This window comes from Campylobacter concisus (genome assembly GCF_002914005.1).
Taxonomy (GTDB): domain Bacteria; phylum Campylobacterota; class Campylobacteria; order Campylobacterales; family Campylobacteraceae; genus Campylobacter_A; species Campylobacter_A concisus_N.
Window position 1 is genome coordinate 1 of sequence record NZ_POZU01000016.1, and the last position, 16,290, is coordinate 16,290.

17 protein-coding genes are annotated in these 16,290 nt (G+C 40.0%); 1 reads left to right on the top strand and 16 read right to left on the bottom strand.

Annotated elements, in window-relative coordinates:
* Positions 1 to 4: 4 nt before the first annotated feature.
* The 11 genes from CYP54_RS09815 to mltG form a co-directional block, all read right to left on the bottom strand.
* Positions 5 to 736, bottom strand: a complete 732-nt coding sequence (locus CYP54_RS09815; protein WP_258033604.1) for an ABC transporter substrate-binding protein — start codon at positions 734 to 736, stop codon at positions 5 to 7.
* On the bottom strand, positions 675 to 1,796 hold the full coding sequence (locus CYP54_RS10070; RefSeq protein WP_258033605.1) for a TonB-dependent receptor domain-containing protein: 1,122 nt from the start codon (positions 1,794 to 1,796) through the stop codon (positions 675 to 677). The genes CYP54_RS09815 and CYP54_RS10070 overlap by 62 nt, the downstream gene beginning before the upstream one ends.
* Before the next feature lie 131 nt (positions 1,797 to 1,927).
* A complete protein-coding gene (locus CYP54_RS10075; protein ID WP_258033606.1) occupies positions 1,928 to 2,467 on the bottom strand; it encodes a Plug domain-containing protein in 540 nt (179 codons plus the stop codon).
* A 48-nt stretch (positions 2,468 to 2,515) separates the two neighbouring features.
* Entirely contained in the window at positions 2,516 to 2,650 is a 135-nt protein-coding gene (locus CYP54_RS10080) for a hypothetical protein (protein ID WP_258033607.1), read from the bottom strand.
* Positions 2,651 to 2,929: 279 nt separating this feature from the next.
* Entirely contained in the window at positions 2,930 to 3,481 is a 552-nt protein-coding gene (locus tag CYP54_RS02035) for a 2-oxoglutarate:acceptor oxidoreductase subunit OorC (protein ID WP_103604007.1), read from the bottom strand.
* Positions 3,478 to 4,323 carry a 2-oxoglutarate ferredoxin oxidoreductase subunit beta gene (locus tag CYP54_RS02040; RefSeq protein ID WP_103604008.1) on the bottom strand — a complete coding sequence of 282 codons (846 nt, stop codon included), beginning with the start codon at positions 4,321 to 4,323 and terminating at the stop codon, positions 3,478 to 3,480. Before CYP54_RS02040 ends, CYP54_RS02035 begins: the two co-directional genes overlap by 4 nt.
* Entirely contained in the window at positions 4,313 to 5,443 is a 1,131-nt protein-coding gene (locus tag CYP54_RS02045) for a 2-oxoglutarate synthase subunit alpha (protein ID WP_103604009.1), read from the bottom strand. The genes CYP54_RS02040 and CYP54_RS02045 overlap by 11 nt, the downstream gene beginning before the upstream one ends.
* The gene (locus CYP54_RS02050; protein WP_103604010.1) at positions 5,440 to 5,751 is read right to left on the bottom strand and encodes a 4Fe-4S dicluster domain-containing protein; all 312 of its coding nucleotides are present in this window, start codon (positions 5,749 to 5,751) and stop codon (positions 5,440 to 5,442) included. The genes CYP54_RS02045 and CYP54_RS02050 overlap by 4 nt, the downstream gene beginning before the upstream one ends.
* Positions 5,752 to 5,759: 8 nt before the next feature.
* Positions 5,760 to 6,653: a lactate/malate family dehydrogenase gene (locus CYP54_RS02055; protein ID WP_103604011.1), complete on the bottom strand. Its 894-nt coding sequence runs from the start codon at positions 6,651 to 6,653 to the stop codon at positions 5,760 to 5,762.
* 4 nt (positions 6,654 to 6,657) lie between these two features.
* Positions 6,658 to 8,832 (bottom strand): NADP-dependent isocitrate dehydrogenase, encoded by a 2,175-nt coding sequence (locus tag CYP54_RS02060; RefSeq protein WP_103604012.1) that lies wholly within the window; start codon positions 8,830 to 8,832, stop codon positions 6,658 to 6,660.
* Between the two features lie 83 nt (positions 8,833 to 8,915).
* Complete coding sequence (mltG, locus tag CYP54_RS02065) at positions 8,916 to 9,860, bottom strand: endolytic transglycosylase MltG (RefSeq protein ID WP_103604013.1); 945 nt, start codon at positions 9,858 to 9,860, stop codon at positions 8,916 to 8,918.
* 73 nt (positions 9,861 to 9,933) lie between these two features.
* On the opposite strand from mltG, the gene CYP54_RS02070 reads away from it, so the two are divergent.
* Positions 9,934 to 12,399 (top strand): YhdP family protein, encoded by a 2,466-nt coding sequence (locus CYP54_RS02070; protein WP_103604040.1) that lies wholly within the window; start codon positions 9,934 to 9,936, stop codon positions 12,397 to 12,399.
* A 242-nt stretch (positions 12,400 to 12,641) separates the two neighbouring features.
* Here the strand turns inward: CYP54_RS02070 and hypA are convergent, their stop codons facing one another.
* The 5 genes from hypA to hypB are packed head-to-tail and all read right to left on the bottom strand — an operon-like array spanning position 12,642 to position 16,123.
* Positions 12,642 to 12,983: a hydrogenase maturation nickel metallochaperone HypA gene (gene hypA / locus CYP54_RS02075; RefSeq protein ID WP_103604014.1), complete on the bottom strand. Its 342-nt coding sequence runs from the start codon at positions 12,981 to 12,983 to the stop codon at positions 12,642 to 12,644.
* Positions 12,983 to 13,975 (bottom strand): hydrogenase expression/formation protein HypE, encoded by a 993-nt coding sequence (gene hypE, locus CYP54_RS02080; RefSeq protein ID WP_103604015.1) that lies wholly within the window; start codon positions 13,973 to 13,975, stop codon positions 12,983 to 12,985. The genes hypA and hypE overlap by 1 nt, the downstream gene beginning before the upstream one ends.
* An 8-nt stretch (positions 13,976 to 13,983) precedes the next feature.
* Positions 13,984 to 15,072, bottom strand: coding sequence for a hydrogenase formation protein HypD (gene hypD, locus CYP54_RS02085; protein ID WP_103604016.1), 1,089 nt, complete (start codon positions 15,070 to 15,072; stop codon positions 13,984 to 13,986).
* Positions 15,072 to 15,311, bottom strand: a complete 240-nt coding sequence (locus tag CYP54_RS02090) for a HypC/HybG/HupF family hydrogenase formation chaperone (RefSeq protein ID WP_054196671.1) — start codon at positions 15,309 to 15,311, stop codon at positions 15,072 to 15,074. The genes hypD and CYP54_RS02090 overlap by 1 nt, the downstream gene beginning before the upstream one ends.
* Positions 15,311 to 16,123, bottom strand: coding sequence for a hydrogenase nickel incorporation protein HypB (gene hypB / locus CYP54_RS02095; RefSeq protein WP_103604017.1), 813 nt, complete (start codon positions 16,121 to 16,123; stop codon positions 15,311 to 15,313). The genes CYP54_RS02090 and hypB overlap by 1 nt, the downstream gene beginning before the upstream one ends.
* Positions 16,124 to 16,290: the final 167 nt, after the last annotated feature.

Sequence of the window (16,290 nt, forward strand, 5' to 3'; positions counted from 1 at the left end):
AAATTCACCCTTTTTCTTTTAGCTCGCTATCACTTAGCTTGTAGTTATAAAACCTCTCATAAAACTCTTTTGTTTTTTGCTCTAAATTTAGATCACTAAATTGCTCTGGGTAAAATGTCTTAGCCAGCCAAAGCGGATAGAGCGCACCTTCAGCACTTCTTACGCTCCAAAGATAAACGCCACTTGGCACTACAAAAATTTCTCCATTTTGCACAGCTTTTAGCTTGGCAAATGATGTGTTTTTAGCGATAGCATCGGCACTTTTTTGTGAATTTGTGATGATGATGTCTGGGTTAAAGATGATGACTTGCTCTTCATTTATCGCTTTTGAAATTTTAAAATCTCCATCGCTTAGCTCTGAGCTTAAATTTATACCACCAGCCACGCTAATATACTCTGCGCCGATATCTTTTGAGCTGATGGTGTTAAAGTTTCCTGAGTTGTAGTTAAGCACTAAAACTCTCTTTTTTGGCGTTAAATTTGCCGTTTTTTGGCTTACAAATTTTATGTTCTCGTTAAAATAGTCATTAAACTCACGCGCCCTTTTTACGCTCTTTTCGCCCCAAATTTCAGCGATCTTGCTAAAGCTATCCTGTATCTCTTTGATGCTTTGAAATTTATCTATCTTCACAACCGCGATGTCAGCGCTCTCTAGCTGAGCCTTGCTATTTTCATCAAACATCATACCAACTGGCCCAAAAACAACTTGTGTTTTTTGACACGATGATTGTTTCAACGCTGCTACTTAGCATGCCGCTTTTATTGTTGTTGCTCTTTATCTTTGGAAAAATTTTTGACATGAGCGCAGGCAGTTTTGGCTCACCGATAACCGTTTTGCCTTCAGACACGCCATCTTTAGCATTTTTTATCTTAGCATCAAGAAGTGTAAAGCCACCATACATACTTAAAGTATCAACAAGCTTTCCACCAGTAGTTAGCTCAAAGTCGCGGTTTCTTTGTGTGCCTTGAATTTTATACTCTGCATTTGCTCCGCTACCGACTAGATATGCTACCGGGCGTTTGATCTCAAATATCGCAGCTGATAGATCAAGCTCACCTAGTCTAGCTTTTGCACCGATCTCATATTGTTTGCTTCTAATAGGTTCTACCGTTAAAGTCTCGCCTGCTCTAGGTCCTCTTCTAAAAGTATAAGTTGATTGTTCATTTGAGATACTATCTGCATAAGTAGTATAAAGACTTACATTTTCAACTGGCTTATAGACAAGGCTTACACCGTAGTTAAAGCCACTTTTATCATAGTTTTTCTCTTTAGATGGATCTAGCTTATAGCTTGTAAACCAGCTTCTTGAAACTGATAAGATCGTGCTAAAGTAGTCATTAAATTTAATGTCATCAACAACAGAAATATTTTTCATATCACTACTACTACTTTTATATCTACCACTTCCTTTTGCCACATGTGGATCGTTAAAGATTCTTAGGTTATACAAATTTGACGTGCCAAGATTTGCTCTACCGCCACTATTTCTAGCACTATAAATAGTCCAGCGAAATCCATTTGTAGCTACGGCAAAATTGTGTGATAAAGAACCTGTTTGAAAATTTGTCAAACCTTTTAAGAACCAACTATCTACATCAAATCTACCAGATGCACCACTGCCACCGCTTTTAACAACTCTATAATCTCCATTTTGATTAGAAAATGTACCACTTGTGCCATACATATCACGGATAGCTTTTTGCCACTGATAGCCACCCTCAAAGTACCAGTTGTCTGTTGGAGCATATTTTAGTTTTACGCTAGCCGTTGTTGTTTTTAGGTGATTATTGCTCAAGCCCTCTTTTAGTATCTTTTACAGGGCTTGGCACATCAAATTTTGCAACTCCGTTTTTTAGTGGCATACTAAATCCCCACCTGGCATTCCAGAATTTTCATACTCGTAATGGCTAAAGTTTGTCTCAAGTGTTAAATTCTCTGTAAGGTAAAATCAAGTCCAAGTGAGGCTAGACGACGAGAAAATTTACCATCTTTGGCATTCTTTTCACCGCCTGAGTAGTAAAAGACGCCTCTACATCCAGCTTTTTCAAATTGATTTGAAGTATCAAGACCTACGCCTAAATTTGACCTTGAGCTGTAATCAGTCCAGATGATATTTTGAAGTGGAACTGGGCGCTTACGAGAGTAACTAAAATACCCTGTAGGCGCACCAGCACTATAAAGTGAGCCAGCAAGTCCGTTTTGGATTTGCAAACTCTCAAACATCGCCATAGGTATAGCCGTTGTTGATGCAGCATAAAAGCCATCCCAAAAGACATTACCGATTACACTACCTTGAAAACCACGAGTTTGTGGACGACCGATCTCAGCTCCACCACGATATTGAATTTGTGCTGAAGGGAAGTATCTAACTGCTTCTTCAAAACCTTGAACACCTTGGTTATCAAGAACCTCTTTTGAGATCGTATTTACTTGATAAGGCATATCTATAACTTTTTTATCAGCCAAAGGACCAGCGGCTACTCTTTTGTTTAAAATTCCCTCATCAATACCGTTCTAGCTGATGTTGTCACCAATTGAATTTACTTCAATACCCTCAAGCTTTGTGGTTTGCACAGCAAAAACTTGACTTAAAAAACCACTGCACATTAATAGCGTAGCACATGTTGCAACTGAGATTTTGTAACTCAACTTTTACTCCTTTTACAAAAATTTTACATCTGAAATGTTACTAAAACAAATCTTAAATATAATTTATTAATTTATTAAATATTTGAAAATACATTTTATTTAAGAAAGCTAAAATAAGGCATTGTGAGAACGATTTTTAAAAATTTCATAGCTTTGATAAGATAAATAAATACTATAAATATAATCTTTTATATCGACAAGTGATGCTTAAAATTTTAAGAAAAGTAATAATTGATTTTTCTGTTTATAGTAGAATTTTGGCTAAAAATTAGCCAAAATTTATTTTAAAAGCTCTTTTGCGTATTTTAGGCCTAGCTCGTAAGCTTTGGCGTTTGCCTCTTTAACTTTAGCTGGCACGCTCGCTAGCATCTCTTCACGCACTAAATTTTCATCCATGCACCTACTCATCGCCACAGCCACACCAAGAGCCACGACGCTTTGAGTGATGACGTTTCCGACCTCGTCTTTTGCGATAGAGATGATAGGAATTTCATAAATTTTCCAGCGCTTTTTGTCTTCATCGCTCACCTTTACTAAATTTGGCTCAACCACGATTGCACCGCCCTCTTTCACGCCGCTTTTAAAGGCGTTGTAGCTTATCTGCGCAGTTGCTAGCATAAATTCTATCTCGCCCTCGTTTGCATAAGGGTATAAAATTTCCTTCTCATCAAGTATGATATCGACCTTTGTTGGGCCGCCACGCACCTGAGATGTGTAGGTAGAGGCCTTGACGCCGTATCCGCCTGCCTTTATTTTGGCAGCTGAGAGGATCTCGCCTGCTAGTATGACGCCCTGTCCGCCAACGCCGACAAATCTTAGCTGTGACTTCATGCTAGCTCCTTAAAATCTATCGCCTCACCGCTCATAGCAGCCTTTCTTACCATGTCGTAAGCCTTGGTGTATTCGATCTTTTCTTCATCTTTATGAAGCACGCCAAGTGGGAAAATGCCCTCTTTCTCCTCGTCACTTAGCATGTCAAATTTGACCTTGCTCGTTGTGCGGCCCTTTATCCACTCTAAATTTTTCACCGCCTCGCCCATTTTGTTCTTGCGGCCTAAATTTATATGGCAGTTTGAAAATACATCAAAAAAGCTGTATCCATCGTGGCTAAAGCCCTCTGCAAAGAGCTTTGTAAGCTTCTCTGGCTCGATGACGCTACCACGTGCGACAAAGCTAGCTCCTGCGGCAGTTGCGAGCATACAGGCATCAAAGCTAGGATCGATGTTGCCGTATTGCGCTGTGACCGTCCACATGCCTTTTGGCGTGGTTGGGCTGGTTTGCGAGTTGGTTAGCGCGTAGATGAAGTTGTTGATTAAGATGTGATTTAGTCCGATATTTCGGCGGCATCCGTGTATCGTGTGGTTGCCTCCGATCGCTAGTCCGTCGCCGTCGCCAGTTACTACGATGACGTGTTTGTCTGGGTTTGCCATCTTTACGCCAGTCGCGTAAGCTACGGCTCTGCCGTGAGTTGTGTGGATGGTGTTGCAGTCAAGATATCCGCTAAAGCGGCCAGAGCAGCCTATGCCTGAGACCACGCAAACGTCGTTCATGTCCCAGCCGATGGTGTCGATAGCACGGATGAGCGCCTTTAGTATGACACCATCGCCACAGCCCCAGCACCAAAGAGTAGGCATTTTATCTGTTCGTAAATATTTATCGTAATCAAAAGCCATAAATTTCTCCTATCTTCGCCTCGATCTCGCTTGGACTTATCGGTCTGCCGTTTGCTTTTAGTAGTTTTGCAAAGTCACCTCTTAAGATGATCTTTGAAATTTCGCCACTATACTGGCCTAAATTTAGCTCGCAGACTAAAATTTTATTAAATTTATTTGATATCTCCTTTAGTTTTTTGGCTGGAGCTGGAAAAAGTGTGAGTGGCTTAAATAGCCCTACTTTTAGCCCTTTTTCACGTAAATTTAGTATCGCTTGCTTAGCCGAAAGCGCCACACTACCAAAGGCGATGATACAAATTTCAGCGTCTTCGAGCATAAACTCTTCAAATTTCTCGCACTCGTCAGTGTGTAAATTTATCTTGTTAAACAGCCTATTCATAGAGTATTCAACTATTTTGCCATCTTCTGTTGGAAAGCCAGTAGCGCCGTGATGAAGCCCAGTTATGTGGTAGTGATAGCCTTTAAAGAAAGGATTTAGCGTGGCTGGCTCATCAGCTGCTGCCTCGTAAGGCTTATACTCTTTTGGCTCGCCACTAAATTCTCTTCTTTTATAAATTTCTAGCTCGCTGATCTCTGGCAAACTAACCCTTGCTTGCATGTGACCTATCGTCTCATCAAGTAGCAGCATAACTGGCGTCATAAACCTAGCTGCGAGATTAAATGCGCGAACCGTCTGCGTATAGCACTCCTCTAGGCTGCTAGGGGCCAAAACTATCATATTTACATCGCCATGAGTTGGGTTTTTAGCCTGCAAGATATCGCCTTGTGCGACGCGGGTTGGCAAGCCAGTTGAAGGGCCACCACGCATGACATTTACGATGACAAGTGGTATCTCAGCGATAAAGCCAAGGCCTATTTGCTCAGCCTTTAGTGAAATTCCTGGACCTGAGCTAGCAGTCATTGCCTTAGCACCGCTCGCACTTGCGCCAAGAGCTACTGAAATCCCAGCTATCTCATCTTCCATTTGTATAAATGTACCGCCATGTTTTGGCAAAAGCACGCTTAGCTCGTGGGCAATCTCACTACTTGGAGTGATCGGATATCCGCCAAAGAAGTTACAGCCGCACTCGACCGCAGCCCTTGCTACTAGGGCATTTCCAGTTGATACTAGCTCTCTCATGCGCTCTCTCCAAGCTTTGCAAATTTATTTGCCTTTACGGCCGCAGCTCGCTCTTTGCTCTCAGCGGTTAGCTTTGCAAATTTAAAGCCTTTTTCAGCCACATAAATGGCAAAATCAGGGCAGTGAAGCTCGCAGTCGCGACAGCCTATACATGAGTCAGCATAGACGACCTCTATCATCTTACCAAGCACCGCTTTTGGCTCAAGCCTCATCGCTAGCACACCAGCTGGGCAGTAGCTCACGCAGACATCACAGGCCTTACACCTGCTCTCATCGACCCAAACAGGTACATTTTCTTTTACTATCATCTATATTCCTAATCTAAATTTTCTTTTAAAAATTTAATGTTTTTTCTAATATCAGCTTCGCTTTTACTTAGCTGCTCTTGCTCACTTTCATTTATATTTAGCTCTAAAATTTCTTTTAAGCCCTCGCGTCCAAGCCTTACTAGCCTGCCGCAACTTAGCTCATCATCAAGAAGCACGCTAGCGCTTAAAATTTCATCACTCTTGCCTATTATCGCTTCACACATCTTCACAACTGCAGCTGCTGGTGCATAGTAAGCTGAAGTGCCAAGGAGTTTAACGATCTTTGCGCCACCTGTGCTTGTCTCTTTTTTAAGAGTTGTAAGCTCATTTTCGTTTAAATTTTCGCTGATATTACTAGCAGATACGATCATCTCGTCGTTATGAGCTCCAATTATCTTTGTCCTTAGCTCTTTTGCATCTTTATCTTTTAGAAGTGCTAGCTCATATCTGCATCTTGCCCCATCAAGCTCACCAGCCATGCCGATCACTTTATTTTTGCTAAAACCACTAAATTTATGAGCCGTCCAGACCATCACATCAAGCGGATTTGTCACGACGATTATCACCGCATTTGGTGCAAATTTTGCGATATTTTGAGCTGTTTGTTTTACAACGACGGCATTTTTAAGAAGCAAGTCCTCTCTTGTTTGACCCTCTTTTCTTGGGCTTCCAGCAGTTACCACTACGATATCACTGCCCTCTATTAGCATAAAATCATCGCCACCACAAACGATAGTTTTAGCATTAAAAACGCAACTTGACTGTGCTAGATCGATAGCCTTTGCACGTGCCACGTCACCAAATATATCCACAAGCGCGATCTCATCGCAAACTTCCCTCATACAAAGCGCATAAGCTATGCTTGCACCGACGTTTCCTGATCCAACTATACTTATTTTCATTTTCTCATCCTATTATTTGATTTAAAATTTTACTTGGTCTCATGACCTCATTTGCCCTCACTTCATCTGGCAAATAATATCCGCCAAATTCCACGCTTGCACCATCATTTTGTCTTAACTCTTTTAGAATCTCATTCTCATTTTTCTCTAGCTCGTCTGCTAAATTTTCAAAAATTTTACTTAAAATTCCGCCACTTTTTGCCATCTCTCTTGCCCAAAATAGCGCTAGATAGAAGTGTGACTCCCTAGTATCAAGAGTAGCATTTGGCGTTTTGTTTTCGTCCAAATAGCTAGCAACCGCTCTATTTAGCGCATCACTTAGCTCTTTTGCCTCTTTTTTTTGCTTAGCAAACGCTAGATGTTCAAGCGAAGCACTAAGCGCTAAAAACTCGCCGAGACTATCCCAAAGTAAATGATTTTTCTCTTTTAGCTCTTTTACAAGCGTTGGAGCCGTTCCGCCAGCACCCGTTTCAAACATCGCTCCACCAGCAAGTAGCGGCACAACTGAAAGCATTTTTGAGCTGCCACCTAGCTCAAAGATCGGAAAAAGATCGGTTAGATAATCTCTTAAAACGTTACCAGTGACGCCTATGACATCTTTGCCAGCTCTTATCAAGCTAAGCGTTTTTGCAGTCGCTTGCTCGTAGTTTAAAATTTCAAATTTTACGCCAGCGCTAGTAAATTTCTCTTTGAATTTTTCAAATTTAGCTATCAAATTTCTATCATGAGCACGGCTACTATCTAGCCAAAAAATAAGCTCATCTTTTGAGATTTCACCTCTTTTTAAAGCAAGCTCAAACCACGCATTTATCGCATCTTCTTTAGTCTGAGTCATCCTAAAAATGTCGCCCTTTTTGACGCTAAATTTAAAAACGTTCTCGCCAGCCTCATCAAAAACTACAAATTCTCCGTCTTCTTTTGCGATAAAAGTCTTATCGTGACTGCCGTACTCCTCGGCCTTTTTAGCCATTAGCCCCACATTTGCTACGCTACCAATGCTACTTACATCAAGCGCACCATGCTCCTTAAAGTCCGCTACGCAGGCCTCATAAACTCTAGCGTAGGTCCTATCTGGGATCATGCAAAGCGAGAAATTTAGCTCGCCACTTCTATCTTTTACCTTGCCAGAGTTTCTAATGAGTGCTGGCACGGAGGCGTCGATGATGACGTCATTTGGTACGTCAAAGTTGCTAGCATTTTCATTTAGTGCCCAAATTTTTGCCTTTTTGCTAAAAATTTCATCAAATTTAGCCAAAATTTCATCTTTATTTTTAAGAGTTGAAATTTTAGAAAACATGTCTTTTAAGCCGTTTTTAGCCTCCACACCGTGAGCTTTAAACTCCTCACCAAATAGCTCAAAAACCTCTTTAAAATAGCTTTTTATCGCGTGAGCAAAGATGACTGGGTCACTAACCTTCATCATCGTGCATTTTAGGTGCAGGCTTAAGGTTAAATTCTCTTTTTTTGCCTCTTCAAAACAGCTTTCATAAAATTTATCTAGCTCATCTACGCTTAAATATGTGGCATCAACTATTTCGCCGCTTTGGATGGCAAGCTCTTTTAAAAGCTCTTTTTTGCCATCCGTGCTCACAAAATTTATATAAAATTTCTCATCTTTTTCTGCAATGATTGAGCGCTCATTCTCATAAAAATCGCCCTTTTGCATGTAGCAAATTTTAGTTTTATTTGCCTTGTCCCAGTTGCCATTACTATGTGGGTGTTTTTTGGCAAATTCTTTAACTGGCGGCAGGACTCTTCTATCTGAGTTTCCTTGTCTAAGCACTGGATTTACCGCACTGCCAAGTACTTTTTGGTATTTTTTAGCGACCTCGTCGTCGTAGTCTGTGATGATCTCATCTGGATAAAATGGCACGTTTATGCCCTTGCTTCTAAGCTCCTCTATCGCTGCTTTTAGCTGAACAAGCGTGGCTGAGATGTTTGGCAGTTTTATGATATTTGCCTCTTTATGGACTGTTAGCTCGCCTAAAAGTTCTAGCTCATCGGCCTTGTTTAGCCCAAGCTCTTTGCTAAAAAGAGATAAAATTCTCCCAGCCAGGCTAATATCGGCCCTAGTTATGCCAATATCAGCGCGTGATAAAAAGCTCTTTACGATAGGAAAGAGAGAGTAGCTTGCAAATAGCGGTGCTTCGTCAGTTTTGGTCCAGATAATGTCACTCATTTTAGCCCTTTTATTTTTTAAAAATTTATCACTTTCTTTATTAAATCTCGTTGTATTTTAGGCATTTGCTGCAAATTCTAGCTCTATTTTCCTATATTTTGGTTGTGCTCGCTTAAGGTTTTTGAAAAAATGTGTTTTTTCGCCTTTTTATCAAGCACGAAGTATAGATAATCGCTCTTTGCAGGGTTTATCGCCGCTTTGATCGCACTTATTGAGACCGAGCAGACCGGACTTGGCGGAATGCCGTCGTTTAGATAGGTATTAAACTCGCTCATATCGCTTCTTATGCGCTCGGCCGTGATCACATCGTGTGAATAAATTCCGTAGTTTAGTGTGCCGTCCATCTGCAGCCTCATGCCTTTATTTAGGCGGTTATAAATGACTGAGGCGACAAGTGGCATCTCAGCGTCGTTTGCAGCTTCTTTTTGGATGATCGAAGCGATCGTTAAAATTTTAAACCATTTTTTCTCGTTGTATTCGCCAAAAATTTTATTGCTGATTTCGCTTTGAGCCTTTTTGGATGAATTTACAAGATAAAAAGCAAGGTGCCTTTCGCTGATGCCTATTGGGATTTTATATGTATTTGGCATCAAAAAGCCATCACTCACTGGAGCAAGGGCGTTATATTCGCTATTTAGCTTAACTGGGTCAAGTCCTAGCTGGGCGGCGATCTGGTTTAAAAAAACGATAGTCGTTTCGCCTGGTATTAGCGTTATCTCGGTTAAAGCCGCTTTTGATTTCGCAAGTTTTTTTAAAAAATCAACCCTTGAAATTTTGTCTTGGCCGATCTCTATCCAGCCAGATTGTGGAGAGCCGATAAAAAGTATGGCGTATTTGTCTATCGCGCTTAAGTTAAAGTTGCGATTAGCTAAATAAGATATAATCTCGCCCACACTTCCCTTTGGTATAAAAACGACCTTGCTTGTGTTTATAGGGCGTGCCAAATAGACAAAAATACTTAGGAAAATGATGGCTACGATATCAAAAAAAATGTCTAAATATGGCTTTTTTATAAAATTTTTTATCATCTTGATTCTTTCATTTATCTTACTTTTAAAATACGGCATAAAAATTAACGATTTCGAGTTTTACGGCGTAAAATTGGAGCAATTATATATAAAATTAGATAAAAAAATAATTGCAAGAGCAAAGCAGATAAGGCTTCCAAATTTTAAGAAAGAGAGCAAGCAAAAAAGCAGCGATGAGCGCCTTTTAAATCTTAGTAAAAGTGTAGATTTTATAGATACGATTTTTCAAGAAATTTCACTTGAAAATGTGCAAATAGGAGATGATTTTAAACTAAAAATTCTATTTTTAGATGATATATTTTTTGTTGATAGCCCTTATTTAAATGTGGATATAAAATTCCAAAACGAACAGCAAGACGGAATAGATCTTTTTAGCGTTAGAAATTTAAGCTTTAAGGATTTTAACGTCAGCATTAGCGGCGAAGGGAGTGCAGATTTTGATAAAAATGACTATAAATTTGAGGGAAATTTTACCTCTCATGAGCTGCACGGTAAGCTAAATTTTGCTCTAAAAGATACATTTTTAACTTACAAAGCTTATGATGTCGAGGCTGGAAGTATCAAAAACTTCATTGACGAGCTTGACAGACGCATAGAGCTAAATAGTGAAGTTAAAAACTGGATATATGGATACATCGTTGCTGATGATTACGAGCTTAAAGAGATAAATGGCAAGGCTGATCTAGCTAAAAATAACTTTTATCTAAATGATCTAAATGCCACCGCAAATACTAAAAATTTGCTCGTTAAATTTGAAAAAGGTCTGCCAGCTATAAATGTAGGCGAGGCAAATATCACGCTTAAAAACTCAAAGCTTAAATTTGATCTTATTTCGCCTATTTACAAGGGTAAAAAGCTTGATGGCTCAAGCGTTGTGATAAACAATATCTTTGATGAAAAAAGTGCAAATTTAGAGCTACTTATAAAGACAAAATCGATCTATGATGAAGCTATAAATGAGATATTAAAAGCCTATAAGATCATCGTGCCAGTAAGGCAGCTTAGCGGAAAAATGGACGCTAGCTTAAAAATTTTGATAAAACTAGACGAGAAAAGCTTAGAAAATTTTGATGAAAAAAGCGTCATCGCAAATGGAGAATTTAAGCTAAGTGACGCGATTTTAGAGATTGCTGGGAGTAAGTTTAATACCAAAAATGCTCTCGTAAAGCTTATAAATACGACGAATTTAAGCATCGATACTACCGGCTTTGGGCTTGACTTTTTTAAGGCAAATGCCAAAGCGAATATAGATTTACAAAAAAGCACTGGCGAGATAAAAGGCGTGATAGAAAGCTTTGATCTAAAAGAGAAAAATGATGAAATTTTAACCTTTAAAAATGAGCCATTTAACGCATTTTTGGACTTTAGCAAGGCTGGTGAAACTTTGCTTAATATAGAGCCATTTGGGCTTGATATGAGCTTTGGTAGTGAAAGTAAAATAGCAACAAAAAATAGTAAATTTTTCATAGAGAGCTCGCCTGTTTTAAAACAAAACGGCGTGCGTGGTTTTGATGAGCTTAGTATAAAAAGTAAGGATTTTACTGATCTTGAAATTTTTGCCAAAGAGGCAAACTTTGATTTGCCGTTTTTAGATAAAAATGGCTCAAAATATGAAAACGATGATCTTAAAATTTTAGTCTCAAAAGCTGGTGTGAAAGTAGATAGCGCAAGTAAAAAGCTAAGCCTAGATATAAAAGAAAAAGCTATAAACGTAAAAACTAAAGATCTAAATTTGCTAGTGCTTGACGATAACAAAACCAGTGAGCAAAGCACACCGCTTGAGCTCTTGGCAAGAAACGGCGATATTATTTTAAAAGATTTAAACAAAACACTACCATTTACTAGCTTTAGTGCCGAGAAAAAGGGCAAAAGCATCTCACTAAATGGCCTAGCTCAGCAAGGTAGACTTGGCTATTTTAATGATGAAAAGAGTATAAATTTAGACGCAACCGACATAAGCGGCGAGTTTATCAACGATCTTTTTGGTATCAAGAGCTTTGAGGGCGGTAAATTTCGCTTAAAACTTCTTGGAGAAAACACTAAAGAGTTTAAAGCAGAGGTAAGATTTTTTGGAACATATCTCAAGGACTACATCTTTTATCAAAGGTTGCTTAGCTTCCTAAACTCGGTACCATCGCTTCTTAGCTTTAAAACGCCTGACTTTAACGACAAAGGCTTTACTGTTAAAAATGGTAAAATTTTACTAACTAGAAAGGGCGATATGATCGAATTTTTAGCGATCGAAATGATAGGCACAAGCGCTGATATCGGCGGACGTGGTACGATCGACCTAAAGAGTAAAAAAATAAACATCGACCTTGAGCTAAAGCTACTAAAAGATGCTAGCAGTATCATTGATAAAATTCCACTGGTAAATCAAATAATCCTTGGCAAGGACCGCTCACTCTCAACCGTTATCGCCATACGAGGCACTACCGATAAGCCTGAGTACTCGACGCAGATCCTGCAAGACGCCCTACTCTCACCACTAAAGATAATAAGAAACGTGATTCAGGCTCCGTTTTTGATATTTGAGTAGTTTAAATCTGCAAAGCACAGAAATTATAGAAAAATTATTGGCTGCTTCTAAAGCCAAGAGTGGCACTCATTTTTGATTATCTATACTAACCTAAGTTCGTAAAGTGCGTAATGCTTAAATTTTACTAATCAAAAGATATCAAAAGCTAAAGATTAAGACCTTGATAGCTATCTTTTGATACTACAACTATTAAAATATTTTGATAAAAAACATAAAATTTTACATATAAAAATATGTAAAATTTACTTCATCTCAAGGCGCATCAGATACATATCCTCGCCGTCAGTCACCTTTAAATTTTGACTTTTACACTTTGGACAGGTAAAGTCATTTTCTCTAAGCTCTCCGCCAAATCCGCAATCCAAACACTCGATAACCACGGCTTGCAAATTTATCACAAGTTCGGCATTTTCGCAGATCGTGCCAGCCTTATAAACATCAAAGGTGCTCTGTAAATAATGAGGCTCCACTCCGCTTAAGCGGCCGACCTTTATCTCGATCTTGCTTATCTCTTTGGCGTTTTCTTTGGCAGCATTTTTCTCACAAAGGCTGACTAAATTTTGAACGATACTAAGCTCGTGCATTAGCAGATCCTTGGTAGTAGTTCGCCCTTTGGCGGCTCGAGAAATCTTCTTGATTTATAGGCGTTTTCGATGATGACACGCTCGTTTTTTGCCTCCATTACCTCGCCTATTATCATCGCATTTTTATCAAATTCTCTTAAAATTTTAAGTGCGTCCTCGGCCTGGCTCTCATCAACAGCCATCACAAAAGTGCCCTCATTTGCAAGCTCATAAGGCTCAAATCCAAATAGCTCACAAACGCCCATCACTTCGTCTGCGACCTTGATATTTTCTTCAAAAACCAAAATGTTAAATTTAGCAAATTTAGTCCATTCATTTAGCACTGCACTTAGTCCGCCTCTAGTCGCATCACGCATGCACTGCGGCTTTATGCCAGCGCTAAATAGCCTCAAAGTAACCTCTTTTAAGCTCTTGCAGTCACTTTTTAGATCAAGCCCGAGCTCAAATTCTTCTCTTGCTGCAAGCACCACGCCGCCGTGTCTGCCAACATCTCCAGAGATGAGAATTTTAGCCCCTGCCTTTAAATTTTTAAGCTCCACGCCTTCGCAAACTATCTCGCCGATGCCTGCTGTGTTTATGAAAATTTTATCGCATTTGCCTTTTGGCACGACCTTTGTATCGCCACAAACTACGCTCACATCACTCTCTTTGCAAGTTTTTGCAAGCGAGCCAAGCACACGCTCGAGCTCCTCTATACTAAGCCCCTCTTCAATGATGAGCGAGCAGCTTAGGTATTTTGCGCTTGCTCCAACCATCGCAAGGTCGTTTATTGTACCACAAGCTGCGATCTTGCCGATGTCGCCACCATTAAAAAAAATGGGAGTTACCACAAAGCTATCGGAGCTAAATGCGATCTTGCCGTTTAAATTTAGTATCGCTGAGTCGTTGCTTTGCCTTAAAATTTCGTTATCAAAAATTTTAAATATCGTCTCGTTTATAAGCGAGTTCATCTCCTCGCCACCGCCGCCGTGGCTTAGCATTATCTTTTTCATTAAATTCCTTAACCAACTCTTGCGTATTTAAAATATGCCGCACAAGCGCCCTCGCTTGAGACCATGCACGATCCTATCGGATTTTGCGGATTACAAACCTTGCCAAAGACTTTGCACTCTGTTGGCTTTGCTAGCCCTCTTAAAATTTGCCCACAAATGCAAGCCTTGCTCTCGCTAGCACTCTCTACGCTACAGTCAAACTGCACTCTAGCGTCAAGGTAGGCAAATTCATCTTTTAGCTTCATGCCGCTTTGCGCTATCTCGCCAAGGCCTCTCCAGACAAAGTCACACGGCTCAAAGTACTTAGCGATGAGCTCTTTTGCCTTGACGTTGCCCTCTTCTTTGACCGCCCTTGCGTACTCATTATAGACTTCATAAGTGCCTGCGTTTTGCTGACGAACTAAATTTAGCACACTCGCCATGATGTCAAGCGGCTCAAAACCGCTAATGGCGATTGGTCTTTTAAACTCATCTGCTAGCTCTTTATAAATTTTACTTCCAGTGATCACGCTCACGTGGCTTGGACCCAAAAATGCGTCTATCCTCACGTTTTCATCGCTCATTATAGCTCTAACTGGAGCTGGGACGGTTACGTGATTTATGTGAAAATATAAATTTTTAATGCCCTCTTGCACCACTTTTTCAACTAAATTTGCACTCATCGGAGTCGTCGTCTCAAAGCCGATCGCAAAAAATATGACCTTTTTGTCTGGATTTTGTTTAGCGATATTTAGCGCATCAAGTGGCGTGTAAAGTGCCCTTATATCGTGTCCTTCGCCGCGAAGCTTTTGCAAGCTTGTCTTTGAGCCAGGCACTCTTAGCATGTCAGCTAGCGTGCAAAAGATCACATTATCCATGCTAGCTAGCTTACAGGCCTCATCTATGCGACTCTTTGGCATCACGCAGACCGGACAGCCTGGGCCGTGGACGAAATTTATATGCTCTCCCACCAAACTTGGCAGTGCAAATTTCATAATGCTATGCGTATGACCGCCGCAAATTTCCATGATATTTAGGGGCTTTGTGCTCTCTTTTTGGATGAGTTTTGAAAGGGCTAGGATTAAATTTTTATCGCGAAAGTCATTGATAAGATCCATCAAATTTTCCCCGCGTTCATATCATCAGCGATCTTTTGATAGACCTCTAAACTCTCAAGCGCAAACTGCGTATCGATCTTTTGCATAGCGTATCCTACGTGGATTAGCACATATTCGCCAACTTTTACCTCTTCAGAGATGAGATCAAGGCTCACCTTTCTAGTAACACCCAAGGTCTCAACGGTGGCAACGTTATTTTCATCTATTTCTATTACTTTTGAAGGGATTGAGAGGCACATTATCTTAGCTCTTTTTTAAATTCCAAATAGCTTATCCACTTATCGATGCCCTCACCAGTTTTGCTATCTACCACAAAAATATCAACCTTTGGATTTAGCTTTCTAGCGTCGTTTTTCACTCGCTCGATGTCAAAGTCAAAGTGCTGCGCAAGCGAAGCTTTTGTGATGAGAAGCACGTCAGCAGCTCTAAACATCACTGGATATTTACTCACCTTATCATCGCCCTCTGGCACTGAAAGAAGCACAGCGTTAAAATGCGAGCCAACGTCGTAGCTTGCAGGGCAGACTAAATTTCCAACATTTTCTATAAAGACTAGATCAAGCTCATTTAGTGGCAGATGATGAAGCCCATCATGCACCATAAAAGCGTCCAAGTGGCAGGTCTGACCTGTGCTTATCTGATGAGCTTTTGCGCCAGCTTTTACTATGCGGTCAGCATCTTGATTTGTTTCTAAATCGCCCTCGACAACGCCTATTTTAAATTTACCAGCCTTTATCGTAGCCTCTAAAAGCGTAGTCTTGCCAGCGCCTGGGCTACTCATCAAATTTACACAAAGTATCTTTTTCTCATCAAGATGCGCTCTGTTGTGGGCAGCTTCTTTATCATTTTCAGAGAGAATTTTCTCTATCACGTCTATGGTTTTGCTCTCGTTTAGCACAGGGTGTGCGTGAGCCTCGTGGCTATGTTCGTGCGCGTCATGAGCGTGATCTATATGCCCATCATGAGTGTGTGGGTGCGAGTGAGTGGTACCATCAGCGTGAGTGTGAATGTGGGCGTGATTACCCATTGAACAACCGCAATCTTTACACATTTTTTCATCCTTTTTTATTAATTTATGGCGATTTTAACTCTTAAATTTAAACATAAAATTAAAATTTAGGAGTTTTTGCAACTAGCTCAAACTTAATTGATTTATTTAAATTTTTATTTAAATTTAAAATTATAAATTAAATTTGCACAAGAATTTTGACTAAATTT

What these genes read in the sequence shown, in the direction of transcription:
- CYP54_RS02035 (WP_103604007.1), bottom strand. Translation starts at nt 3,481, where the DNA reads ATGAAGTCACAGCTAAGATTTGTCGGCGTTGGCGGACAGGGCGTCATA.
- CYP54_RS02040 (WP_103604008.1), bottom strand. Translation starts at nt 4,323, where the DNA reads ATGGCTTTTGATTACGATAAATATTTACGAACAGATAAAATGCCTACT.
- CYP54_RS02045 (WP_103604009.1), bottom strand. Translation starts at nt 5,443, where the DNA reads ATGAGAGAGCTAGTATCAACTGGAAATGCCCTAGTAGCAAGGGCTGCG.
- CYP54_RS02050 (WP_103604010.1), bottom strand. Translation starts at nt 5,751, where the DNA reads ATGATAGTAAAAGAAAATGTACCTGTTTGGGTCGATGAGAGCAGGTGT.
- CYP54_RS02055 (WP_103604011.1), bottom strand. Translation starts at nt 6,653, where the DNA reads ATGAAAATAAGTATAGTTGGATCAGGAAACGTCGGTGCAAGCATAGCT.
- CYP54_RS02060 (WP_103604012.1), bottom strand. Translation starts at nt 8,832, where the DNA reads ATGAGTGACATTATCTGGACCAAAACTGACGAAGCACCGCTATTTGCA.
- mltG (WP_103604013.1), bottom strand. Translation starts at nt 9,860, where the DNA reads ATGATAAAAAATTTTATAAAAAAGCCATATTTAGACATTTTTTTTGAT.
- hypA (WP_103604014.1), bottom strand. Translation starts at nt 12,983, where the DNA reads ATGCACGAGCTTAGTATCGTTCAAAATTTAGTCAGCCTTTGTGAGAAA.
- hypE (WP_103604015.1), bottom strand. Translation starts at nt 13,975, where the DNA reads ATGAAAAAGATAATGCTAAGCCACGGCGGCGGTGGCGAGGAGATGAAC.
- hypD (WP_103604016.1), bottom strand. Translation starts at nt 15,072, where the DNA reads ATGGATCTTATCAATGACTTTCGCGATAAAAATTTAATCCTAGCCCTT.
- CYP54_RS02090 (WP_054196671.1), bottom strand. Translation starts at nt 15,311, where the DNA reads ATGTGCCTCTCAATCCCTTCAAAAGTAATAGAAATAGATGAAAATAAC.
- hypB (WP_103604017.1), bottom strand. Translation starts at nt 16,123, where the DNA reads ATGTGTAAAGATTGCGGTTGTTCAATGGGTAATCACGCCCACATTCAC.